Consider the following 21,721-nt stretch of genomic DNA (forward strand, 5'->3'; position numbering starts at 1 on the left):
TCACCGCCTCGTACACCTTGGTGGTCCTGTAGTCGATGGTGGCGCCCTCGACCACGCCCTGCTTCATGGACGTGTAGAGCTCCGGGAACGGCAGCGGGGTCGGGTTGGCGCCCAGCGCGCGCATGGATTCGATCAGCGCGGGATTCTCCATCACGCGGATCTTCACGCCCTTCAGATCGGCGGGGGTGCGCACCGGGCCCTTCACGGTCTGGATGCCGCTGTCGCCGGTGCTGAAGTAGCCGAGCACCTTGTAGCCGCCCTGCTCCTCGATGCGCTGGGAGAGCAGCTTGCCCGCCGGGCCCTCCGCGATCTTCACCATGTGCTCCTGGTTCTTGATGAGGAACGGGAGCTGGACCACGTTGTAGGCGGGCGCGAAGTTGGCGAGGCCGCCCGCGCCGATGCACATGTGGATCGTGCCGAGCTTGATGCCCTCGAGCAGATCGCGCTCGCCGCCGAGCTGCGCGCCCCCGAAGACCTGCACCTCGAGCTTGCCGCCCGAGATCCGCTCGGCCACTTCCTTGAACTTGAGCGCGCCGTCCTGGTACGGATACGTGACCGGCGCGTGGTGCGCGAACTTGATGACGATCTTCTGCTGAGCGCCGGCGTCGCCGATGAAGCCGGTGAAGGACAGAGTAAGGGCAAGGACGGCGAGCAAACGTTTCATGGGACGTTCCTCCGGGTCAGGTGCTCGGGGTCGCTTCGGGTCACGGTCGAGCCGCGCTACGCGGTCGCCGCCTTCAGATCGTCGAGCTGCCTGCGCACGCCCGCGATCATGCACGCCAGATCGGACGTGAGCATGACGAGGTCGAAGCCGCGCTTCACCGACCCCGCCGCGAACGCCGCGCTCGCGCAGTGCATGGCCGCCTTGATGCCGTGCTTGTGGGCCGCGTCGCGGATCCGGTCGCAGGTGGCGATGTGCACCGGATCCGGGTTGTCGCCGCGCGGGGCCATGCCGAGCGCGAACGAGAGATCGGCGGGGCCGATGTACACGCAGTCGAGCCCCGGGGTGGCGCAGATCGCGTCGAGGTTGGCGAGGCCCTCCTTGGTCTCGATCATCGCCATGACCACCATCTCGTCGTTGGCCTTGGCCACGTAGTCGGCGCCGCCGTAGTGCACCGCGCGCACCGGCCCCGAGGAGCGCATGCCCACCGGCGGATAGCGGCACGCGGCCACCGCCTTCGCCGCGTCCGCCGCGGTATTGATCAGGGGCACGAGGATGCCGTAGGCGCCAAGGTCCAGCGCCTTCATGATGGGCGCCGGGTCGTTCCACGCCACCCGCACTACCGGCACCGTGTCGGTCTGCGAGATCGCCTGCAGCATCGGCCAGAGATCGCTCATGTCGGTCGTCCCGTGCTGCATGTCCACAACCAGGGCGTCGAAACCCTGGCGGGCCATCACCTCGGCGGTGAACCCATGGGACACCGAGAGCCAGCCCATGGTGACACACCGCCCGTCGCGCCACATCTGCTTGATCTTGTTCGGTCGCACTGTCGCACCTCGCGTCGTCGGATGGCCGGTCGCCCGGCGGGTGAGCTTCAGGTGGCCACGATTCTACGCCGAAGGGCGCGGAGATGGGAGAGGGGTAGAGCGGGGCGGACGGCGGAAGGGATTGTCATCACGGGCGGCTTCGTGTACTGCTATTCGCAGGCAGGATGCTGGAGATGGCGATCGCTACCAGGAGAAGGCCGAGAGGGAGGAGATCATGGGTGAAATGGGTCGTCGCGCGTGCTGGGCTCTGCTGCTCGCCGTGGTGTCGGGGCCGATGATGGCTTCGCCGGCGCGGGCAGCCACTTTCGTATACGTCGGCAACGCCGAGAGCAACGAGATCTACGTGCTCGAGCTCGACCGGCAGCGCGGCGAGCTGACGGTCGTGGAGAAGGTATCGATCCCCGGCATCGAGAAGCCGGGCGACTCGACGCCAATGGCGGTCAGCCCCGATCGCCGCTTCCTCTACGTGGGGACGCGCGGCGAGCCGAAGGTCGCGGCCGGCTTCGCGATCGACCCAACGACCGGCAAGCTCAAGCACGTTGCCAGCGGTCCGCTCGCAGACAGCATGGCGTACATCTTCACCGACCGCACCGGCCGCTACCTGCTCGGCGCGTCGTATCCCGGTCACAAGCTCACCGTAAACCCGATCTCGTCGCCCGGAACCGTCCAACCGCCCAAACAGGTGCTGTCGGGCTACCCAAACGCGCACTCGATCCTCGCCGATGCGGCGAACCGTCACGTGCTGGCACCCACCCTGGGCAACGACCGCGTCAACCAGTTCACGTTTGATGCTGCCAGCGGCACGCTGGCGCCGAACACGCCGGCGGCGGTCGAGGTGAAGGAGAAAGCCGGTCCGCGACACTTCGTGTTCCACCCCGGCGGCAAGCTCGTCTACGTCCTCGGCGGGGTCGACGGGGTCGTGTACGTCTTCGACTACGACCCCGGCACCGGGAAACTCACGGCGAAGCAGACCGTCAGCGCGCTGCCGCCCGACTTCCAGGGCAAGCCCTCGGCCGCCGACCTGCACATCACGCCCGACGGCCGGTTCCTCTACGCCTCGGAGCGCACGTCGAGCACGCTGGCCGGCTTCAAGGTCGATCCGGCGAACGGCACGCTCTCACCCATCGGCAGCGTGCCGACCGAGAAGCAGCCGCGCGGCTTCAACATCGATTCCTCCGGGCGCTACCTGCTCGCGGTCGGCCAGCTCTCTCACGGCCTGTCGAGCTACGCGATCGACCCGGCCAGCGGGAAGCTCACCAAGCTCAAGGAGTACCCGATGGGCAAGAACCCGAACTGGGTCGAGATCGTCGACCTGCCCTGAGAGGGAGTGCCATGCCCAGGAAAGAGATCGTCCGCGTCGATGCAGCGGCGGCGAATCCGAACCTGTCGCCGGCCACGAAGTTCGGCAGCCTCGTCTTCGTGTCCGGCCAAACGGGACGGCATCCGGTCACCGGAGAGCTCGGCAAGGACGTACGGGAACAGACCCGCAACGTGCTCGAACGGATCAAGACGATCCTGACGGCGGCGGGTACGTCGCTGGACAACGTGCTGACGGCAACGACGTATCTGACCAAGGTGCAGGACGTCGCAGCATACAATGAGGAGTACGCGAAGTACTTCCCGGCCAACAAGCCGGCGAGGACGACCGTGACGGTGGCGGCGCTGAACTCGCCCGATCTTATCGTGGAGATCACGGTCACCGCGTGCATCCCTGACTGACGCAGCCTCAACCTGGAAAGAAGGAGGACGACGATGGCAAGGATCGAGCCGCTGAAAATCCACGAGGTCGACGACGAGATCCGGCATGCCTGCGAGGAGGCCGAGCGCCAGACCGGCACCTCGGCGAGCACGCGAACCTACGCGAAGAATCCGGCCGTCTTCAAGGCGCTCGGCGCATTCCGCGCCGCGCTCGGGCGCGAGGGCACGATCGATCCGGTGCTCCGCGAGCTGGTGCGGATCAAGATCGCCGGCCTCAACGCCTGCCGATACTGACTCACGCTGCGCTATGCCGGGGCCCGGCATGCGGGAGCGACGGAAGCGAAGATCGCCGCGATCAACGACGAGAGCTCGGACCTCTTGAGCCCTCGGGAGCGAGCCGCCCTCAGGTTCGCCGAGAAGCTCGCCGTCGACCACCAGAAGGTCGACGACACGCTGTGGTCGGAGATGCGCCAGCACTTCTCGGAGGCCGAGATCATCGAGCTGGTCGCCCACACGACGCTCTACATCGGGTTCGGCCGGTTCAACGAGATCGTGGGGCTGGATCCGGCGTAGCCGCCGCGCCGGCTAGCCCTCGAGCGGGCGCCGGTGGTCGGCGGTGGGCAGGGCGAACGGCCACTGCCGGCGGAACTTCGAGTCCAGGCAGTGGCGACCACAGGCCACTTTCTCCGGCTCGTCGAACACGCTGCAGCGCTTCACGCCGACGAGGCACGGGAACCCGAGAAATTGCTTCGTCTCGAACTCGACCTCCACCTCCTGCTTCTTCCCGGCTCGCTCGCGGGCGCGTACATGCCTGGCGCCGGGCGGATCCTCAGCGAGGGAACCATCGTCAGCTCGAGCTCGGCCAAGAGATCGTAGTGCAGGCTCATAGCGGCACCTCCTCAGTCTGGAGTCCCAACGCTTCCTCATTCTCGCCGGGAAGGTGGAGCCTTGGCCATCCGTCATTTCGCTCCATTTTCTAGTGCGAACGCACCAGGGCCATGAAACGCGTTCCGTCCGGCCAGCCCGAGCCGCACGTGACCATACGGTGCTAGACTCCCGGGCCATGGACCTCGAGTTCCTGATGGTGCCGGGCGCGCCGCCGCCGCCGCCCACCGCGCCCTACAGCCACGCCGTCCGTGCGGGCGACTACCTCTTCGTCACGGGCCAGATGCCGTCGGATCCCAAGACCGGCGACAGGCTCGTGCCGGGCGGCATCGTCGAGCAGACGCACCAGGTGATGAAAAATCTCCAAGCCGTGCTCACGGGCGCGGGCACGAGCCTCGACCGCGCCGTCTTCGCGCGGGTCTACCTCGTGAACTTCCAGGATTACTCGGTAATGAACGGGGTCTACGCGACGTACTTCACGCCCGGGCGCCTGCCCGGCCGCACCTGCGTCGGCGTCACGGGCCTGGCGCTGGGCGCCCTCGTCGAGATCGACCTCGTCGTCAAGCCGTGAGCGGGGTCACCCGAGCTCCAGCGTGATGGGGCAGTGGTCCGAGCCCTGGACGTGGGGCAGGATCCCGGCGGCCTTGACCCGCCCGCGCAGCTCGTCCGAGACGAAGAAGTAGTCGATGCGCCAGCCGACGTTCCGCGCCCGCGCGCCTACCCGTCGCACGTCCCACCAGGTGTAGTGGCCCGGCTCGCTCACGAAGATCCGGAAGGTGTCGTGGTAGCCGTGGGTGACGAGCTTCGACACCCACTCCCGCTCGACGGGCATGAAGCCCGGGCTCTTCTCGTTCTCCTTGGGGCGCGCCAAGTCCAACTCGGTGTGCGCCGTGTTGACGTCGCCGCAGACGATGACGCCCTTGCCTGCTGCGCGGAGGCGCTCGGTGAGAGCCAGGAACTCGTCGTAGAAGGCGAGCTTGTGGGCGAGGCGCTCCGGGCCCATGCCGCTGTTGGGAAAATAGACGTTGAAGAGGTGGAAGTCGGGATACTCGGCGTGGACGATTCGCCCCTCGGCGTCGAGGACGCGCGAGCCGAAGGCTGTCGCGACGGCGAGCGGCTCGGGCTTGCTGTAGGTCGCCACGCCGGAGTACCCCTTCTTCTCGGCCACGCTCCAGTAGGATCGATAGCCCCCGAGGTCCTTCATCTCCGGCGTGATCTGGTCCTCCTGGATCTTGGTCTCCTGGACGCAGAGGACGTCGGGCTTTTCTGCGGCGACGAACTCCGGCAGCCCCTTTTTCCAGGCCGCGCGGATCCCGTTGACGTTCCAGGAGGTGAGCTTCACCCGAGGAGCGCTTCTGGGACGTCCACGACCTTGGCGCGCAGGTACTCGCCCAGGCTCTTGGCCTGAGGGTCGCTCCGCGTCGAGGCCGACACGCCCTCGCCGAGCAGGCGCTGGATCACGAAGTTGACCGCCAGGAGGTTGGGCAGAAGGTAGCGCTCGACCTCGAGGCCGCGCGCCTCGGGCAGGAGCTGGCTGAGCCGCTCGGCGGTCAGGAACTGGCTGAGCCACGCATACGCCTCAGGAGTGCGCGCCCAGACGCCGACATTGGCGTTGCCGCCCTTGTCTCCCGAGCGCGCTCCCGCGACACGCCCGAGCGGCGCCCGGACCGTCCTGGCGCCCGACGCTGGCGGAATGACCGCTGATTGGGGGAGTGCGGGGGCCATGTCTGGGCCCCCGCTCATGGTCGTCGGAATGGCGATCTCGCGCCCACCCACGTGCACCAGCTGTTCGATCAGCCCCGACGGCACCAGCGCCGGCCAGTAGACCGCGTAGGCCGTCTCTTCGGTCGGCGGCGAGGTCATGTGGAAGCCCGGGTAGTGCGCCAGCGCCATCTCGATCGCGCGGTTCGACCAAACGCGCCCGACCTTGGCGCCGTCGGGATCCTTTACCGTGATCTTGAGCAGGGCCTGCGCCGACTCGTTCGACTCGGGATCCTCCTGGTCCGAGCGGCGCAGCGAGACCGCGACTTCCGCGAAGCGCTCGCGCCCGCCCACCATGCCCCAGAAGGTGTCCTCGATGAGCTTGGCCTTCTCGGGGATGTCGAGCCCCGTCAGCACGAAGGTCATGGTGTTCTTGTAGCCGCCGACGTAGTTGAGACACAGCTTGGTGTCGGGCGGCGGCGGCTCGCCCTTCACGCTCCTCACGCGCACGCGATCGGGTCCGTCCTGGGCGAGACGAATCGAGTCGAAGCGCGCGCTTACGTCGGGGTTGAGATAGCGCGGCCCACCGATCTCGTAGAGGAGCTGGGCCGTGATGGTGCCGACGGAGACGAGCCCGCCCGTGCCGGGGTGCTTGGTGACGACGAACTCGCCGGAGGCCTCCATCTCCGCCACGGGGAAGCCGATCTTCGTGTACGTCGGCACCTCCTGGAAGAAGGAGTAGTTGCCGCCGCAGCACTGGGCGCCGCATTCCAGGATGTGGCCGCAGACGACGCCCGCCGCGAGGCGGTCCCAATCGTCGCGCTTCCAGCCGAACTTCCACGCCGCGGGGCCGAGCGCCAGCGCGGCATCCGTGACGCGGCCGGTGATGACGACGTCGGCGCCCTGGGCCAGCGCTAGGGCGATGCCCCAGCCGCCGAGGTAGGCGTTGGCGGTGACGACGGACGCGCGCAGGTCTTTTAACGGACGGCCTCGGTCGAGGTGCGCCAGCGCGTGGCCGGTTCGCTGCCACTCGTCGAGCTTCCCCAGCACGTCGTCGCCGGTGATGTAGGCGATCTTCGGCTTGAGCCCCTGCTTGACCGCGACGGCCTGCACCGCCGCGGCGCAGCCGGCGGGGTTGAGCCCGCCCGCGTTCGCCACGACCTTGATCCCCTTGGCGAGGCAGGCGCCCAGCACCTGCTCCATCTGGGTCACGAAGGTCGTCGCGTAGCCGGTCTCCGGCTTCTTCGCGCGGCTCTTGTAGAGGATGGCCATGGTCAGCTCGGCCAGGTAGTCGCCCGTCAGCACGTCGATGGGTCCTCCCTCGACCATCTCCCGCGCGGCCGACAGCCGGTCGCCGTAGAACCCGCTGCAGTTGGCGATGCGGAGAATGTCGGCCATCGGATCAGCCCCTCACCTTCATCGCCCCTCACCCTACCCTCTCCCCAGAGGGGAGAGGGAAACGGATGGTCATCGGATCACCTGGTCGGCGCGGCCGCTGAGGGACGGCGGCACGGTCAGGCCCATGGCCTTTGCCGTCTTGAGGTTCAGGACCAGCTCGAAGATCGTCGGCTGCTCGACGGGCATCTCCGCGGGCTTGGCGCCCTTGAGGATCCTCTGCACGTAGCCGGCCGCGCGGTGATGGATGTCGACAATGCTGGGCCCGTAGGAGACAAGCCCGCCCGCATCCACGAACTCGCGGATCTCGTAGACGGCGACGAGACGGTGTCGCCCCGCGAAAGCAACAACGCGCGCGCGCTCCGCGACCAGCAACGGGTCGTCGTCAACGAGGAGGGCGCCCGCGCGGCTCGTCCGGATCGCCTCCAGCGCGGCATCGAGCCGGCCCGCCTCCCGCACGCCGAAGTCCTCGATCTCCACGCGGAGCCTCGGGGCCAGGCGCTTGAGCGAGGCCAGCTCCTCGACGCTGGATGCGCTGCCGGGGTTCCACAGGTAGGCGATCCGCTTCACCTTGGGGTTGAGCTCCTTGATGAGCTCGAGCCACTTGCCGTTGAAGTCGTCGCCGGTCGCCAGTGACAGGCCCGTGATGTTCCCGCCCGGGCGCGCGAGGCTCTTGGCGAAACCCGAGCCCACGGGGTCGGTCGAAGTCGAGACGATGGGAATGGTCTTGGTCGCCTGCTGGGCCGCGTGCGTGACGATGGTGCCCGGCGTGACGAGAAGGTCGAGCTTGAGCGCCACCAGCGCGGCGAAGATGATCGGCAGGCGGTCGGGCCTGCCGTCGGCGTAGCGGTACTCGATGACGAGGTTCTTCCCCTCGACGTAGCCGAGCTTGGCGAGACCCCGCTTGAGCCCGTCCAGCGTCGTGGCGTCCGAGCCCGCGGGGCCGAGCCACACGTAGCCGATGCGCGCGATCTTGGCAGGCGTCTCGGCATCCGCCGCCGCGAGAAACGCCGCCAGGCCCAGCAGGAGAGCGGCCGCGAGCAGGCCGCGCGCGAGGCGCATGCCCTAGTCGCGCCCCATGGTATGGAACTCGCGGTTGGGCTTCATGTCGGCCAGATTGGCCATGCGGTTGGACAGGTTGAAGAAGGCCGCGACGGCGCCGATGTCCCAGATGTCCGAGTCCGTGAAGCCGTGCTCGCGCAGGCGCTCGAAGTCCGCCTGGTCGATCTCCCCCGACCGCTCCGTCACCTTGACCGCGAAGTCGAGCATGGCGCGCTGGCGCGGCGTGACGTCGGCCGCGCGGTAGTTGGCGCTGATCTGGTCGGCGAGGACGGGGTTCTTGCTGAGGATGCGGAGCGCCGCGCCGTGGGCCACGGTGCAGTAGGTGCAGTCATTGACGCGACTCACCGCCAGCACAATCATCTCGCGCTCTTGCCGCGAGAGCCCCGAAGGGCCCTTCATCAGCACGTCGTAGTAGTGGAAGAAGGCGCGGAAGTGCTCCGGCTTGTAGCCGTAGGCCAGGAAGACGTTGGGCGTGAAGCCCGCCTTGGCGGCGTTGGCCTCGACCACCTTCCGGATGTCTTCCGGAAGCGTCTCGGGCGCGGGCACGGGGAAACGGCTGATCGGCGGCGCGTTATCGGTCATCACGGCACTCTCCTCGGAGACGGACAGTGAAGCCCCGGTCAATGGTTCGGCCGGGGCTTCACGATCTCTACGGTAGGCGCGAGCTAGGCCTGCTGGATGGCGCTGAGCCTCCAGGCATTGGGTCCGACGGGCCGCACGAAGGTCCAGAACTCCTCGAACTTCACGGGCTCGGTGCGGCTGCCCTCCACGACCTGCCCGGAGCGCTCGTCGACCGTGTAGTCGAGGAGGCTCGCCAGGAAGTGGGCCGTGACGTAGTCCTGGCCGCTCTCCTGCCAGGCCTCGGTGACGGTAACCGAGCGCACCGCGATGCTGTCGAGCCGGTTGATCCGTCCCTGGCCGCGGAGACGGTCGCAGTCCTTCTGGAGTATGTCGGCCATCTCCGGGGTGATCGAGGCCGACGCCTGGCTCATGTCCCGCGCCATCCACGCCGCCTGCACGCGGAAGAAAGTATCAGAGGCGGTGTCGCTGAAGCGCGCGGGGTCGAAGCCAGCGTCCATCTGACGGATGTGGCTCACGCCGCGATCGAGGTCGCTCGGGCCCGTATCCACGGCCTGCGCTTGGTACATCTGGGGCTGGCCCTGCGGTTGACCTCCGCCATAGCCCTGGCCGTAGCTCGGCACGGGCTCGGTCGCTGCCCGGCGGTTCTTCATCATCCTGTAGAGGAGGAAGATACCGCCGCCGATCAGCAGGATCTCCATGAGGCCGATGCCGCCGCCCATACCGCCCATGCCGCCGCCGAAGAGCATGCTGCCGAGGAGCCCGCCGAGCGCGAAGCCGGCCAGACCGCCCATGAGGGCCCCGCCCCAACCCGAGCGCTGCGGCTGGGGTTGCTGGACCGACGAGGGCGGAGTGGAAGGCTGGGTCGGTGTCGCGGGACTGGTGGGGGACGAGTAGCTGCGCGAGCCGCGGCTGCCGCCCGAGCTGCCGCTGCCGGCTCTGGCCCACGCGTCGGTGACGAGCAAGAGCGGAGCGAGCGCGACGACCACAAGGCACGCAATCGCGAAGAATCGCTTCATTGAGTTTTCCCCCTTTGGGGGTTTCCCCCCTTGGGCCCCGGTCTCGTTCAGCCCCGGCGCCACGGCCACAGTATAGACGATGACCGGGAGCCCGGTGTCAAGAGGCTGCCCGGCGCAGCCTGTCCATGATGGTAAGGCCGAGGCCTCCCTGGGGGACAGCCTCGACGAAGATGCCCTCGACTCCGGTCGAATCGAGCTCTCGGAGGACCGCAAAGAGGTCACGCGCATAGGCTTCGAGGTCGCCCGGCATGGTCCTCACCAGGAGCCCCGGGCGATCGAGGGAGACGGGGCGCTGGGCCATCAGGGCCACGGGCCTGCCGGCCTCGATCCAGGGGGCGACCATCCGCTCCCCGGCCCCCGCCTCGATGACGATGACCTGGGCGCGGGGGGCATAGTGGCGGTAGCGGAGCCCGGGTGAGCGCCCCGCGACCTCCTCGTCGTCACCCTTGAGCACGGCAACCTCGCCGAGGCAGTCCCTCAGCTGCTCCAGCGTCACGCCGCCGGGTCTCAGCAGCATGGGCGGCTCAGTGGTCATGTCGAGGACGGTCGATTCCACGCCGACCGAGGTCGGCCCGCCGTCCAGGATCAGCTCGATGCGGCCGTCGAGGTCTTCCCGCACATGCTCGGCGCGAGTCGGGCTCGGCCGCCCCGAGCGGTTGGCCGAGGGCGCGGCGATGGGGCGGTCGCTGGCCTCGATCAGCGCGCGCGCCACGGGGTGGGACGGCACGCGCGCGGCCACTGTGTCGAGGCCACCGGTGGTGATGAGCGGCACCGCACCGGCGCGCGGCAGGACGAGGGTCAGGGGCCCGGGCCAGAAGCGCGCGGCGGCATCCCGCGCGCGCGGCGGGACGCGCGCCGCCACGCTCTCGAGCGCGGCCGCGTCCGCCAGGTGGACGATCAACGGGTTGCCCCGCGGCCGCTCCTTGGCTTCGAAGATGCGCGCGACCGCGGAGTCGGAGAGCGCGTCGGCGCCGAGCCCATAAACCGTCTCGGTCGGGAAGGCGACGAGCCCACCCGCGCGGATCACCTCCGACCCGCGCCGGACTCCCAACTCATCGGCCTTGAGAAAGAAGGTGCGCATGGACATGGAGGCCGACCCTACCGGAGAGAGGCCCTGGAGGCAAGCTACCGCTTGACAGCGTCGGCGCCGCCCAACTAGCGTGCGTAGCAAGCCAAGCGTTTAAATCAAGCCACGCGTCAACATCATGGAGGATACACATGACCAACCGACTGATCGCCGTACTCGCGGCCCTGCTGCTGGCCGCCTCTCTCGCGACCGCCCCCGACGCCTACGCCCAGGCCAAGAAGGATGCCCCGGCGGCGGCCGCCAAGGCCGATGCGAAGAAGTCCGACTCCAAGAAGGCGCTGTTGGACCTCAACACGGCCTCCGTAGACGAGCTCAAGACCCTGCCGGGGATCGGGGAGGCCTACTCGAAGAAGATCATCGACAACCGCCCGTACCAGCGAAAGGACCAGCTGGTCTCGAAGAAGATCATCCCGGAGCAGACCTACCAGGGCATCAAGGACCAGATCATCGCCAAGCAGGCCGCGGCGAAGAAGTAGGGCGCGCCGCCGGAACTTTCCCCTCCCCGCCCGGTCTAAGCGGGTAAATGCCCGGCTTGACCGGGCGGGGAGGGAACATGGACAAGAACCGTCGGCAGTTCCTGCTTGGATGTGGTGCGGGCGCGCTAGGAGCCCTAACAATCCCGGCGCTGGCCTGGGCGGAAGGCCGGCTGAGGGTGCTCGGCGAGCCGGTCGACGTCGAGCGGCCCGCGCTCGGCGGCCAGGTCAGCCAGGATTTCCAGCGCTGGATGGGCGCGGTGCGCGTGGGCCAGGCCGCGGCCCACGGCGGCCTCCTGGTCTTCTGGCTCAACGCCAAGGAGCAGGCGCCCGCGCTCGAGGTCGCTACGCTCGACGAGGCGCGCAAATCCGGCGCGCTCCTGATCACCGAGCGCGACCAGGCGACGGTGCCCGAGCTCGTCGTCGAGAACCGCGGCAAGACACATGTCCTGCTCCTGGCGGGCGAGATCCTGATCGGCGGCAAGCAGAACCGCGTACTGCGCGAGGACATCCTGCTGCCGCCGTGGAGTGGCCCGCGCGCGATCGGCGTCTTCTGCGTCGAGCAGGGGCGCTGGAACGAAGGCCGCAAGGACTTCGAGAGCAAGGGCAGCTTCGCCCAGCCCGCGCTGCGCTCGAAGCTCATGGAGCGCCCGGACCAGGGCCGCGTCTGGGACAGCGTGGCCAGGTCGGCCCGCGCGGCGGAGGTGCCGGCCTCGCCCACCGGCAGCTACCAGGCCATCTATGAGGACGGCAAGGTCCAGGCGCACCTAGGCGAGGTCGAGCGCGGGCTGCCCCTTCGCGCGCCGGCTCTCGCCCACGGCGCCGCCGTGTTCGCCGGGACCTCGCTCCTGGGCCTCGACTTCTTCCACGCCCCGTCGCTCTTCGGGCGCGAGTGGCCCAAGCTCCTGCGCGCGCACGCTGTCGAGGCCTACCGGCGCCCGCCGACGCCCGACACGCTCGAGTCGAAGCTCCGCGCTCACGTGGAAGCCACGATCGACCAGGCCGCGAAGGTCGAGGGCACGCTCCGGGGCAATGCGGGAGTGGGCCGGCTCTTCGAATTCCGCTTGGCGGCAGGCCGCGGCGCGGCCCTCGTCTCCGAGAAACGCACGATCCACACCGCTATTCTTTAGGCGGAGTCAACTCCGAGGAGTTCGACTTCGAAGATGAGCGTGGCGCCGGGCGGGATGACGCCGCCCGCGCCGCGCTCGCCGTAGCCCAGGTGCGCGGGGATGATGAGCTTGCGCTTGCCGCCCACCTTCATCGTGCCCACGCCCTCGTCCCAGCCCTTGATCACGCGACCCTTGCCGACGGGGAATGCGAACGGCTCGCCGCGGTCCACCGAGCTGTCGAACTTCTGGCCGCTCTTGAGCCACCCCGTGTAGTGCACGCTGACCGTGTCGCCCTCCTTGGGCCGTGCCCCCGTGCCTTCGGCGATCTCGACGTACTCGAGCCCGCTGGCCGTCTGGATAACCTTCTCGTCCATGGTCGGGAGTGCCTCCTGGCCGGCATCATAGCGCGTAGAATGGGAACGTGACTTACAGTTGCGCGTTCTGCGGCGAGGACAACGAGGTCCTCGCGGACCCGAGCGGCGCCCGCCGTCAGACCTTCACCGAGGACTGTACCGTGTGCTGCCGGCCGAACCTGATCACGCTCGTTTTCGATGGGGACGACGTCCGCCTCGATGTGGTCCAGGAGTACGAGGCGTGAGAGCGCCGCGGCGAGGCGGCCTCAGCGAGTGCGGCGGCCGACCAGCGCAGCCTCCAGCGAGCGGCGGTCCGCGCGCGTGAGAGCGCGCGCCATGGCGGGCGTCAGCAACTTCGTGTGCGGGATGTCGACCAGGTGCTCCGGGATCCACCACAGCGCAGCCTCCGACGTCATCCAGCCCGGGTGCATCCGGTCGAATCGCGCGAGGTTGACCGGGCGTGAGAACGTGCGGAGCGTCCGCCTCCCCCGCAGGTCGACGTAGCCCTCGAAGTAGCTCATCGCCAGCTCCCGGAGACCCCGGTACACGGGCTCGCGGTAGCGCAGCCCCGAGTAGTTCGACTTGGCGACGGCACCCCAGCTGCCGTGCTGGCTGAAGACGGCGATGACGTGGTCGGTGTCGTCCGGGACGGATTCGAAATCAAGGAGCAGCGGCGGGTAGCCCAGCACTCGGAGCGCCGCGGCCCCGAAGATGGCGCCCTCGAGGCAGTGCGCCGTGCGCTCGCGCAGCACGCGGCCCGGGGACCACGCCGTGTCCGCGAGGTGGTACGGCATGGAGTCGAGCAGGTCCTGCACGCCGCTCGGGGTCTTGAGCCCGCGGAGGATCCGGAGCTCGGGCGGCGTGAACCCCAGAAACTTCTTCGCGACGCCGTGCGCCGCGCTCAATGGGTCACCGGAGGCTCGGCGTGGGCCGGGGGCGGCTCGCCGGGTATACCCGTGAACCGCTCCCGCAGCGTCATCCAGAGCTCGAGCCGCGACCAGGCCGCCTCGGCGACGTAGCGCTGGCGGGCGGGATCGATCCACGGGTTGGGGAAGAACACCGTCAGCATCTGCTCGCCCCGCCCGTTCCACATCCGGAAACCCCAGGAACTCGCGCGGCCGCCGCGGTCGAGGTTGCGGAAGAAGGCCGCGCGCGCGCACCGGCGCCACTCGGCAAGCGCGGGAGGCGTCGGCAAGCTCGAGCTTCCGCGGTGAGGGCCGATGCATAGGTGGAAGTGCCAGGACTCGCTGCCGCCCACCTGCACCGTCGCGTAGCCGTCGAGGAGCGAGATCATGGGCTTCTCGCCGAAGCGCCCCTCGAACACGGCGCCCTCGATGCAGGGGCCGAAGATCACGTCCCGCCAGTGCGCCTCGAACATCTCCCGGAGGAGCGCCAGCAGCGCGGGCTCCGAGCACTCGACGTCGAAGTACTCGGTGCGCGTGCCGTCGAGGTTGGCCTGCGCTGACGTCATGGGCGGCCTCACCGGGCTACGGCATGAGGCCCGGCAGCGACGGGAACAGGTCGGACCCGCCGAAGCCGCGCCTCACCGGGACGTGATCTTCGCGAGCGTGTCCTCCTGGGCGGCCACCAATGAGGGGACCGCCAGCAGCAACGCGAGGGCGGTCGCGGTCAGCAGTCGTCGCATGGAGATGCCTCCTGCTCGGGTAGACCGTTCACAGCGGATCATGCAGAGCCCCTTTCACGACGACGAGGTGGAAGACGAACGCACCGTAGCACCTTTGCGGGGCGAGGCGCAACCGCGCCGGCCCGTGCCGTCATCGCGTGACCGAGATCCGCGGCGACGGTTGCCCGACGTGGATGTGCGCGCCGGACGCGGAGCCCGGCACGGCCCCCCAGGAGGCGATGAAGGGGATACCGGCCGCGCGCAGGTAGTCCATCAGTGTCCGCCCCTCCGGGCTGTCGGGGTGCACGGCGACGTCGAGCGCGTCCCGGTGGTCAAGGCCCATGCGGTCGTGCAGCGGCGTCTGGCCGTAGGAGCTCACGGGGAGCGGCCGGCCGAAGCGGGCCGCGAAGTACCGTTGGAGCCTAGCCGTGTCCGGTTTCAATGACCACGCGGCCGGGCCGTTGTAGCGGATCAGGCCGGCGCTCTGCTCGTAGCCTCCCGGGCCCAGCGGGCGGAGACCCGCCAGTGCGCGCGCGGTCGTCGCCTCGGCCATCGCCTGGTCGGCGGCGGCGATGGCCCGCCGGATCTCTTCGAGCTTCTCCGTCGCTCTTGCGACAGCCGCCTCGGTCTCCTCGAACTCCTTGCGCGAGATGATGCCGCGCTCGAGGAATTCCCGCCGCTGGTCGCGCAGCTTGTTCGCCCCCGCGAGCTCCCGCTCCCGCAGCGGCAGGAGGGCTTCGAGGCTCGCCCGGTATTCCTTGAGCGCGGCGACGATCTCGGCCGCGCGCTCTCTGGCTGAATCAGGAGCCGGCGTGGGGCCGGCTGCCCAGGGCGCCCGCGCAGGCAGGAGGGCCGAGACGAGGACGGCGGAGAGGATCAGCGCCCGGGGAACGATCACCGCTGGCGGGGCGGATGGGACCGCACGGTCGCCTCGTTGATCTCGGTGCCCCAGCCCGGGCCTGTCGGCAGGCTCATGTGGCCGTCCTTGATGGCGGGTTTCACGGTCACGAGGTCGTCGTGCCAGGGCACCGTGTCGGGATCGGTCTCCATGATGCGCAGGTTCGGCACCACGGCGCAGAAGTGGGCGCTCATCATCGTCGCGAGCGGCCCGTAGAAGTTGTGCGGGGCGACGTTGATCTCGTACGTGTCCGCCATGTTGGCGATCTTGACCGACTCCCCCACCCCGTTCCACGGCGTGTCGATGATCGCCACGTCCACGGAATAGTTCTCGAAGTACGGCCGGTAGTCCCGCCGCCCGAACAGGCTCTCGCACGAGGCGACGGGCATGGGCGCACGGCTGCGGATGTACTGGAGCGCCTTCGGGTCCCGCGTGTCCAGCTCCATCCACAGCAGATCGAAGGGCTCCATGGCGCGCGCCATCCTGACGAATCCTTCCGTCTTGTAGTTGAAGTTGAGGTCCACCATGATGTCCATGTCCGGCCCCGCGCCCTCGCGGAAGGCGGCCAGCTGCTCCTGGATTGCCTTGATCACGTAGCGGTCGGGGTTCAGCTCGGGAAAGCCTTCGGCCGCGCGGGCGAAGCCCGGGGCGTAGTTGCGCGGGTTGTCGCCGAAGAGCAGGACGTTGGTCTTGAGCGCCGTGTAGCCCTTGGCGACCACTTCCTTGCCCAGCTTCACGATGTCGTCGAGCGTCTTGACCGGCGGGATCTGCATTTCCTTGTGGGCCCTGACCCGGTACGTCCCGCAGTGAGACCAGTAGAGGCGGATGCGGTCGCGCACGGGGCCACCCAGCATCTCGTACACGGGGATGCCGAGAGCGCGCGCCTTGACGTCGAGCATCGCGTTCTCGATGGCGGCGAGGGCCTGCTGGACGACGCCGCCGGACGCCTGGCGCCGGACGGCGTACATGTGGGTGACGTGCGCCTCCCAGGCGCGAGGGTCCTTGCCGATGACGGCGGGCGCCAGGCGCTCGATCACCGCCGAGAGGCCGGGACCGCCGAAGGTCTCGTTGTACTCGCTCCAGCCCACGAGCCCTGTGTCGGTCGTGAGCTTTAGGAAGTCGAAGTTGCGCGTTCCAGCATCACAGTGCAGCGATTCGAGCTTGGCGATTTTCATCAGGGCGTGACCTCCGACCACGACAGTAGCGGGGATGCCGACGGTCGGCAAGTCGGCGCGGGCGGCCCGGGCTCCCGGTTGGGCGGCGTTTGCGGTAGCGTTGAGGACGGCCGTCCTGATAAAGATGTTCATACCACAATGCTCGACCGGCTCATCGAGTTCGTCTGGAGCATCGGCTCGTGGGGCTACGTGGTCGTCTTCCTCGGCGCCTCGCTGGAGTCGGCCGCCTTCCTCGGCCTTCTCGTCCCCGGGGAGAGCCTTGTCATCGTCTCCGGGGTTCTCGCGTCGGCGGGCCTTTTCGAGCTGCCCACGCTGATCGCCGTCGTGTCCGCCGGCGCCGTGGTCGGCGACTCCATCGGCTACGAGCTGGGGCGTCGCCTCGGGCGCCCGTGGCTCCTGCGGCGGGGCGCGCGGCTGGGGTTCCACCGGGCCCGCATCGAAGCCGTGGACGCGTTCTTCAAGCGCCACGGCGGCAAGGCGGTGCTCATCGGCCGCTTCATCGGCTTCCTGCGCGCGCTGGCGCCATTCGTGGCGGGCTCGTCGCGGATGCCGTACGGCCGTTTCCTCGCCTACAACGTGGCGGGCGCGATCCTTTGGACCGTCGCGTGCGTCTTCCTTGGCTACTTCGTCGGCGCGGCCTGGCCGATCGCGGAGAAGTGGGTCGGCCGTGCCGGCCTCGTGCTCGGAGTCGTCGTCGTCGCGGTGGCCGCGTGGTGGCTCCGCCGCCGGCATCGGAAGCGCCGCGGTCGATCCTAGGGGCGCAGCACCCGGAGCGGCGCGCCGCCGAGGTACGCGTTGATGTCTTCGAGGGCCTGCCCGTAGAAGACCCGGTAGGTCTCCTCGGTGACGTAGCCGAGGTGAGGCGTGATCGCAGTGTTGCGGAGCCGGCGGAACGGATGATCGGGAGGCAGCGGCTCCTCGTCGAAGACATCCAGCCCCGCGCCGGCGATCGTGCCGTCCTGGAGCGCGCGGATCAGCGCGGCCTCGTCCACGATGGGGCCCCGCGAGGTGTTGACGAGGTACGCGCTCCGCTTCATGAGACCCAGCTCGCGCGCGCCGATGAGCCCGCGTGTGCGCTCGCCCAGGACCAGGTGGATCGAGACGAAGTCCGAGCGCGAGAGCAGCTCGTCTTTCGGCACGAGCGTTGCGCCCACTAGGGCGGCGCGCTCGGCCGTGAGGTTCTGGCTCCACGCGAGCACTTCCATCTCGAACGCGCGCCCCACGCGCGCCGCGCGCGAGCCCAACGTCCCGAGACCGAGGACGCCAAGCGTCTTGCCGTTCAAGCCGAGCCCGACACTCGTCTGCCAGCGCCCCTCGCGCGTCGCGCGGTCCTCGGCGGGGATGCGGCGGGCGAGCGAGAGGATCAAGCCCCAGGCCAGCTCGGCCGTCGGGTACGGCAGCCCCGCCGTCCCGCAGACGAGGACGCCGCGCTCGGCCGCCGCCTTCATGTCGATGGAGGCGTTGCGCATGCCCGCGGTGATGAGGAGCTTGAGCTTGGGCAGCCGATCGAGCAGCGACCGCGGGAACGGCGTCCGCTCGCGCAGGGCCATGATGATGTCGAAATCGGCCAGCCGCCTCGCGAGCGCGTCCTCGTCGGCGAGATGGTCCTTGAAGACCACGATCTCCGTGCCTGTCGGCAAGCTCTTCCACTCGGCCATGGTGAGCGCCACACCCTGGTAATCGTCGAGAAGCGCCACGCGCGCCACGGTCATCGCGGGTCGTCGCCGTAGCGGTATTCGCGCGTCATCTCGTCGAGCCGCGCCTTGAGGTCGGCGGACAGCCCCTTGTCGGCGGCCGCCAGCACGTCGTCGAGCTGCTCGGGCCGGCTTGCCCCGATGATCGGCGCGGTGATAGCCGGATGAGCCAGGACCCACGCGACCGCCATCTGCGCCATGGACATCCCGGCCGCGGCCGCCAGCGGGCGCAGCTCTTCCACCGTGGCGAACTCCCGCTCGTGCCAGTAGCGGTCCTGGTAGCGCCCTGCTGCGGTACCGAGGGTGAAGCGGGTGCCCGCCGTCGGACCCGTCTCCCGGCGGTGCTTGCCCGAGAGGAAGCCCCCCGCCAGCGGGTTGTACGGGATGACGCCGATGCCCTCGACCCCGCAGAGCGGCAGCAGCTCGCGCTCGATCTGGCGGAAGAGCAGGTTGTAGCGCGGCTGGACCGAGTCGAAGCGCGCCAGCCCCTGCGCCTCGCTCCGGCCGAGCGCCCTCGCCACCTGCCACGCGGGGTAGTTCGAGCAGCCGACATGGCGCGCCTTGCCCGCCCGCACCACGTCGTCGAGCGCGCGCAGCGTCTCGTCCATCGGCGTCTCGGGGTCGGGGTGGTGGATCTGGTAGAGGTCCACGTAGTCGGTGCGCAGGCGGCGCAGCGAGCCCTCGATGGCGTCGAGGATGTGCTTGCGGGAGGCGCCGCGGTCCCAGGGCCTAGCACTCATGGCGCCGGCGCACTTGGTCGCGACCACGAAGTCGTGACGCCGGCTCCCGAGCCACCGGCCCAGGATCTCCTCGGTGCGGCCCACGGTGTCGAAGGTGCCGCCCAGCGGATAGACGTCGGCCGCGTCGAGGAACGTGATCCCACCCGCTGCCGCCCGGTCGAGGATGGCGACCGAGGTCGGCTCGTCGCACTGAAGCCCGAACGTCATCGTGCCGAGGCAGAGGCGGGAGACCTGGAGGCCGGTGCGGCCGAGTCGGACATGGCGCATGGGACCCCGAGAGTAGCGGGGATGCCCGCGAACGGCAAGTGGGCGCCGCCGGCCCTCACCCTCGGCGAGAAAAGATGACACAAAACTCCCGGCTGGAGCCTATGCTTACGGGGTATGAGCCACCGCAAGTCCATGGTGCTGGTTCTCGCTGTGGCGCTGGGGATCGCAATCGCCCAGCCTGCCTGGGGGGCGTCGCCGAAGGAGGTGCTGGAGACCTTCTTCGGGGGCGCGAACGCGATCCTGCGATCCGCCGACGCGGAGAGCGGGACAGAGGCGCCGCGACAGGCCATCCGCGCGCTCGTCACCGAGATCTTCGACTACCGGGACGCCGCCGCGCGCGCCCTCGGCCCAGCGTGGCAGTCGAGGACCCCGGCCGAGCAGGCGGAGTTCGTCCGGCTCTTTGCCGACTTCCTCGAGCGCGGCTACCTCGCGTTCGTCGGCACGAAGGCGAACGTGAGCGGCGGCATGCAGATCCGCTACCTCGAAGAATCCATCACCGGCGACTCGGCCGCCGTGGCAACCTCGCTGCTCACCCGCAACGGAAGCGATCTCGACGTCGACTACTTCATGGTCCGACGGGGCGGGCGCTGGATGGTCCGGGACGTGGTCGTCGATGGGATGAGCCTCATCGCGAACTACCGGGCACAGTTCAACCGGATACTCAGCACCTCGTCGTACGCGGAACTCGTTGCGAGAATGCAGGGCGATACGCTCGAGGTCCCGCAGCCGACCGTCGCTGCGGCGGCGCCGGTGGCGCCAGTGGCGCCAGTGGCTCAAGTAGCGCCAATGGCTCAACTACCGCCAATGGCTCAAGTACCGACGGTCGCGCCCGCGCCGGAGGTGGCGCGGGCCCCGACGGTCGAAGCCATCCGCGTGAGCGCGCCCGAGCCCGCGATCCCCGTCCAGGCAGCACCGAACGGCGCGAGCCGGGTGGCCGCGAGCCACTACTGGATCCAGGTGGGAGCGTTCAGGACGGTGGGGGCCGCGGTGCAGCTGGCTGAACGGCTTCGGCGCCAGGGCATGGCGGCCTCGAATGACCCGCTCACGAGCGCGCCGGGGCATCCGGCGGGGGCGCTCGCGCGGGTGCGCGTGGGCCCCTTCGCGACTCACTCGGACGCCCAGTCGAAGCTTCGCGAGCTCATCGCGCGCGGCTACGCGCCGTTCATCGCCGAAGCCCGCGACTGACGTCGAGCCCGCGGTAGGATCGGCAACTTCACCGTCTTCCTCCTTTCTGATTCCATGGGTTGCGCGCGCGAACCTGGGCGCGGCCGACCTTTCTCGCAGCCTTCTGGCTGTCCGTCGCGTATTGCGCGGGATCTCCTGATCACCTACGATTGCCGCCGTGATCGACGTGTTACCCGGCGCGCCTTTCTCAAGACCGGTGCCGTTGCCCTCGGAGCCACGCTGATGCCCGCTGAATCGAGCGGTGATGGTGTCCTCGAGCGGCGCATTCCAAAGACGGGCGAATCGGTTCCCGCGATCGGCCTGGGAACCTGGCAGGTGTTCGACGTCGCCGGCAATGCCGCCGCGATGGCCCAGGCGAGGGACACGCTCAAAGCCTTCGTCGGCCTGGGCGCCCGCCTCGTCGACAGCTCCCCGATGTACGGATCGTCCGAATCGGTGACGGGGCAGCTCGCGTCCGAGCTGGGCGTCCGGGCGAAGCTGTTCGTCGCGACCAAGGTCTGGACCAGCGGGAGGCAGGCGGGCATCCGTCAGATGGAGGACTCGATGCGGAAGCTGCGCGTCGAGCGCCTCGATCTGATGCAGGTGCACAACCTCGTCGACGCGGACACCCACCTTGCGACGCTCTCCGACTGGAAGGCATCCGGCCGGGTCCGCTACGCCGGCGTCACCCACTACCACGCCGGGGCCCACGCGGAGCTGGAGAGGTTCGTCAAGCGGGGAGACATCGATTTCATCCAGGTCAACTACTCGCTCGCCGAGCCGGAGGCCGAGCGGCGGCTGCTCCGGGCCGCCGCCGACAGCGGCAGCGCCGTGATCGTCAACCGCCCGTTCGCCGAAGGCGCGATGTTCCGGCGGGTAAAGGGGAAGCCCGTGCCCGAGTGGGCGAAGGAGATCGGCTGCGCGAGCTGGGCGCAGTTCTTCCTCAAGTGGATCCTCGGGCAGCCGGCCGTCACCTGCGTCATTCCGGCCACGCGCAATCCGGCGCACGTTGTCGACAACGTCAACGCCGCCGCCGGCCCCCCGCCGGACGAGGCGATGCGCAAGAAGATGTCGGGCTACTTCCACTCGCTGTAGCCCGCCGCCTCTTCGACAACGCCGGCCCGCGGGCCACGCAGGCGCGCGATGAGGCACTCGCCCTGTGCGCGCGGCTGCTCCGCGCCACCGGACCCCCAGCCGAAGCGGCGGCACTGGAAGCGCGGATGCTGCCCCAGCACCGGGCGGGCCGCACGCGGCCGAGCTTCAGGCCGTGTGCCGGCGGCTCGCGACGTCCGCACCGCCCTGCTAGCGCT

Annotated in this window: 27 protein-coding genes and 1 pseudogene; 11 read left to right on the forward strand and 17 right to left on the reverse strand. The window is 69.2% G+C overall.

Annotated features, from left to right (window positions below):
- Both VGV06_20320 and VGV06_20325 read right to left on the reverse strand, forming a co-directional pair.
- A partial coding sequence (locus tag VGV06_20320) for a TRAP transporter substrate-binding protein (protein HEV2057488.1) occupies positions 1-664 on the reverse strand: 664 nt, incomplete at its 3' end.
- Positions 665-720: 56 nt separating this feature from the next.
- Complete coding sequence (locus VGV06_20325) at positions 721-1,488, reverse strand: aldolase/citrate lyase family protein (protein HEV2057489.1); 768 nt, start codon at positions 1,486-1,488, stop codon at positions 721-723.
- 223 nt (positions 1,489-1,711) lie between these two features.
- Between VGV06_20325 and VGV06_20330 the strand changes: the two genes are divergently transcribed.
- The 4 genes from VGV06_20330 to VGV06_20345 all read left to right on the forward strand — a co-directional run bounded on the left by VGV06_20330 (position 1,712) and on the right by VGV06_20345 (position 3,759).
- Positions 1,712-2,809: a beta-propeller fold lactonase family protein gene (locus VGV06_20330; GenBank protein HEV2057490.1), complete on the forward strand. Its 1,098-nt coding sequence runs from the start codon at positions 1,712-1,714 to the stop codon at positions 2,807-2,809.
- A gap of 11 nt (positions 2,810-2,820) precedes the next feature.
- Entirely contained in the window at positions 2,821-3,207 is a 387-nt protein-coding gene (locus VGV06_20335; protein ID HEV2057491.1) for a RidA family protein, read from the forward strand.
- A 33-nt stretch (positions 3,208-3,240) separates the two neighbouring features.
- The gene (locus VGV06_20340) at positions 3,241-3,480 is read left to right on the forward strand and encodes a hypothetical protein (GenBank protein HEV2057492.1); all 240 of its coding nucleotides are present in this window, start codon (positions 3,241-3,243) and stop codon (positions 3,478-3,480) included.
- Between the two features lie 84 nt (positions 3,481-3,564).
- Positions 3,565-3,759: a hypothetical protein gene (locus VGV06_20345; protein ID HEV2057493.1), complete on the forward strand. Its 195-nt coding sequence runs from the start codon at positions 3,565-3,567 to the stop codon at positions 3,757-3,759.
- A 12-nt stretch (positions 3,760-3,771) separates the two neighbouring features.
- Here the strand turns inward: VGV06_20345 and VGV06_20350 are convergent, their stop codons facing one another.
- Positions 3,772-3,957 (reverse strand): hypothetical protein, encoded by a 186-nt coding sequence (locus VGV06_20350; protein HEV2057494.1) that lies wholly within the window; start codon positions 3,955-3,957, stop codon positions 3,772-3,774.
- Between the two features lie 292 nt (positions 3,958-4,249).
- On the opposite strand from VGV06_20350, the gene VGV06_20355 reads away from it, so the two are divergent.
- The gene (locus tag VGV06_20355; GenBank protein ID HEV2057495.1) at positions 4,250-4,642 is read left to right on the forward strand and encodes a RidA family protein; all 393 of its coding nucleotides are present in this window, start codon (positions 4,250-4,252) and stop codon (positions 4,640-4,642) included.
- A 6-nt stretch (positions 4,643-4,648) separates the two neighbouring features.
- On the opposite strand, the gene VGV06_20360 is transcribed toward VGV06_20355, so the two are convergent.
- The 6 genes from VGV06_20360 to VGV06_20385 all read right to left on the reverse strand — a co-directional run bounded on the left by VGV06_20360 (position 4,649) and on the right by VGV06_20385 (position 10,914).
- A complete protein-coding gene (locus VGV06_20360; protein ID HEV2057496.1) occupies positions 4,649-5,413 on the reverse strand; it encodes an exodeoxyribonuclease III in 765 nt (254 codons plus the stop codon).
- Positions 5,410-7,170, reverse strand: a complete 1,761-nt coding sequence (locus VGV06_20365; GenBank protein ID HEV2057497.1) for an acyclic terpene utilization AtuA family protein — start codon at positions 7,168-7,170, stop codon at positions 5,410-5,412. Before VGV06_20365 ends, VGV06_20360 begins: the two co-directional genes overlap by 4 nt.
- Before the next feature lie 69 nt (positions 7,171-7,239).
- Positions 7,240-8,229, reverse strand: a complete 990-nt coding sequence (locus VGV06_20370) for an ABC transporter substrate-binding protein (GenBank protein ID HEV2057498.1) — start codon at positions 8,227-8,229, stop codon at positions 7,240-7,242.
- Between the two features lie 3 nt (positions 8,230-8,232).
- Positions 8,233-8,811, reverse strand: a complete 579-nt coding sequence (locus VGV06_20375; protein ID HEV2057499.1) for a peroxidase-related enzyme — start codon at positions 8,809-8,811, stop codon at positions 8,233-8,235.
- Positions 8,812-8,894: 83 nt separating this feature from the next.
- On the reverse strand, positions 8,895-9,827 hold the full coding sequence (locus tag VGV06_20380) for a Tim44 domain-containing protein (protein ID HEV2057500.1): 933 nt from the start codon (positions 9,825-9,827) through the stop codon (positions 8,895-8,897).
- Between the two features lie 97 nt (positions 9,828-9,924).
- Positions 9,925-10,914, reverse strand: coding sequence for an L-threonylcarbamoyladenylate synthase (locus VGV06_20385; GenBank protein ID HEV2057501.1), 990 nt, complete (start codon positions 10,912-10,914; stop codon positions 9,925-9,927).
- A 131-nt stretch (positions 10,915-11,045) separates the two neighbouring features.
- Between VGV06_20385 and VGV06_20390 the strand changes: the two genes are divergently transcribed.
- A complete protein-coding gene (locus VGV06_20390; protein ID HEV2057502.1) occupies positions 11,046-11,390 on the forward strand; it encodes a helix-hairpin-helix domain-containing protein in 345 nt (114 codons plus the stop codon).
- Positions 11,391-11,467: 77 nt separating this feature from the next.
- Positions 11,468-12,517 (forward strand): DUF6569 family protein, encoded by a 1,050-nt coding sequence (locus tag VGV06_20395; GenBank protein HEV2057503.1) that lies wholly within the window; start codon positions 11,468-11,470, stop codon positions 12,515-12,517.
- Here VGV06_20395 and VGV06_20400 read toward each other — a convergent pair.
- A pseudogene (locus tag VGV06_20400) lies at positions 12,514-12,864 on the reverse strand (FKBP-type peptidyl-prolyl cis-trans isomerase). The gene VGV06_20395 and the pseudogene VGV06_20400 overlap by 4 nt on opposite strands.
- Before the next feature lie 53 nt (positions 12,865-12,917).
- On the opposite strand from VGV06_20400, the gene VGV06_20405 reads away from it, so the two are divergent.
- On the forward strand, positions 12,918-13,094 hold the full coding sequence (locus tag VGV06_20405; protein HEV2057504.1) for a CPXCG motif-containing cysteine-rich protein: 177 nt from the start codon (positions 12,918-12,920) through the stop codon (positions 13,092-13,094).
- Positions 13,095-13,115: 21 nt separating this feature from the next.
- On the opposite strand, the gene VGV06_20410 is transcribed toward VGV06_20405, so the two are convergent.
- From VGV06_20410 to VGV06_20425, 4 genes are all read right to left on the reverse strand, one after another.
- On the reverse strand, positions 13,116-13,754 hold the full coding sequence (locus VGV06_20410; protein ID HEV2057505.1) for a hypothetical protein: 639 nt from the start codon (positions 13,752-13,754) through the stop codon (positions 13,116-13,118).
- Complete coding sequence (locus VGV06_20415; protein HEV2057506.1) at positions 13,751-14,320, reverse strand: hypothetical protein; 570 nt, start codon at positions 14,318-14,320, stop codon at positions 13,751-13,753. Before VGV06_20415 ends, VGV06_20410 begins: the two co-directional genes overlap by 4 nt.
- Positions 14,321-14,624: 304 nt before the next feature.
- Positions 14,625-15,371: a hypothetical protein gene (locus VGV06_20420; protein HEV2057507.1), complete on the reverse strand. Its 747-nt coding sequence runs from the start codon at positions 15,369-15,371 to the stop codon at positions 14,625-14,627.
- Complete coding sequence (locus VGV06_20425) at positions 15,368-16,546, reverse strand: mandelate racemase/muconate lactonizing enzyme family protein (GenBank protein HEV2057508.1); 1,179 nt, start codon at positions 16,544-16,546, stop codon at positions 15,368-15,370. The genes VGV06_20420 and VGV06_20425 overlap by 4 nt, the downstream gene beginning before the upstream one ends.
- Positions 16,547-16,684: 138 nt before the next feature.
- Here VGV06_20425 and VGV06_20430 point away from each other — a divergent pair, with 138 nt between their 5' ends.
- Complete coding sequence (locus VGV06_20430; protein HEV2057509.1) at positions 16,685-17,302, forward strand: DedA family protein; 618 nt, start codon at positions 16,685-16,687, stop codon at positions 17,300-17,302.
- On the opposite strand, the gene VGV06_20435 is transcribed toward VGV06_20430, so the two are convergent.
- Both VGV06_20435 and VGV06_20440 read right to left on the reverse strand, forming a co-directional pair.
- Positions 17,299-18,258, reverse strand: coding sequence for a D-2-hydroxyacid dehydrogenase family protein (locus VGV06_20435; protein ID HEV2057510.1), 960 nt, complete (start codon positions 18,256-18,258; stop codon positions 17,299-17,301). The genes VGV06_20430 and VGV06_20435 overlap by 4 nt on opposite strands.
- Positions 18,255-19,247, reverse strand: a complete 993-nt coding sequence (locus VGV06_20440) for an aldo/keto reductase (GenBank protein ID HEV2057511.1) — start codon at positions 19,245-19,247, stop codon at positions 18,255-18,257. The genes VGV06_20435 and VGV06_20440 overlap by 4 nt, the downstream gene beginning before the upstream one ends.
- Before the next feature lie 114 nt (positions 19,248-19,361).
- On the opposite strand from VGV06_20440, the gene VGV06_20445 reads away from it, so the two are divergent.
- Together VGV06_20445 and VGV06_20450 are read left to right on the forward strand one after the other, a co-directional pair.
- Entirely contained in the window at positions 19,362-20,432 is a 1,071-nt protein-coding gene (locus VGV06_20445) for an ABC transporter substrate-binding protein (GenBank protein HEV2057512.1), read from the forward strand.
- A 222-nt stretch (positions 20,433-20,654) separates the two neighbouring features.
- On the forward strand, positions 20,655-21,506 hold the full coding sequence (locus tag VGV06_20450; GenBank protein ID HEV2057513.1) for an aldo/keto reductase: 852 nt from the start codon (positions 20,655-20,657) through the stop codon (positions 21,504-21,506).
- Here VGV06_20450 and VGV06_20455 read toward each other — a convergent pair.
- Entirely contained in the window at positions 21,488-21,706 is a 219-nt protein-coding gene (locus tag VGV06_20455) for a hypothetical protein (protein HEV2057514.1), read from the reverse strand. The genes VGV06_20450 and VGV06_20455 overlap by 19 nt on opposite strands.
- Positions 21,707-21,721 lie beyond the last annotated feature (15 nt).

Source organism: Candidatus Methylomirabilota bacterium, assembly GCA_035936835.1.
GTDB lineage: Bacteria > Methylomirabilota > Methylomirabilia > Rokubacteriales > CSP1-6 > AR37.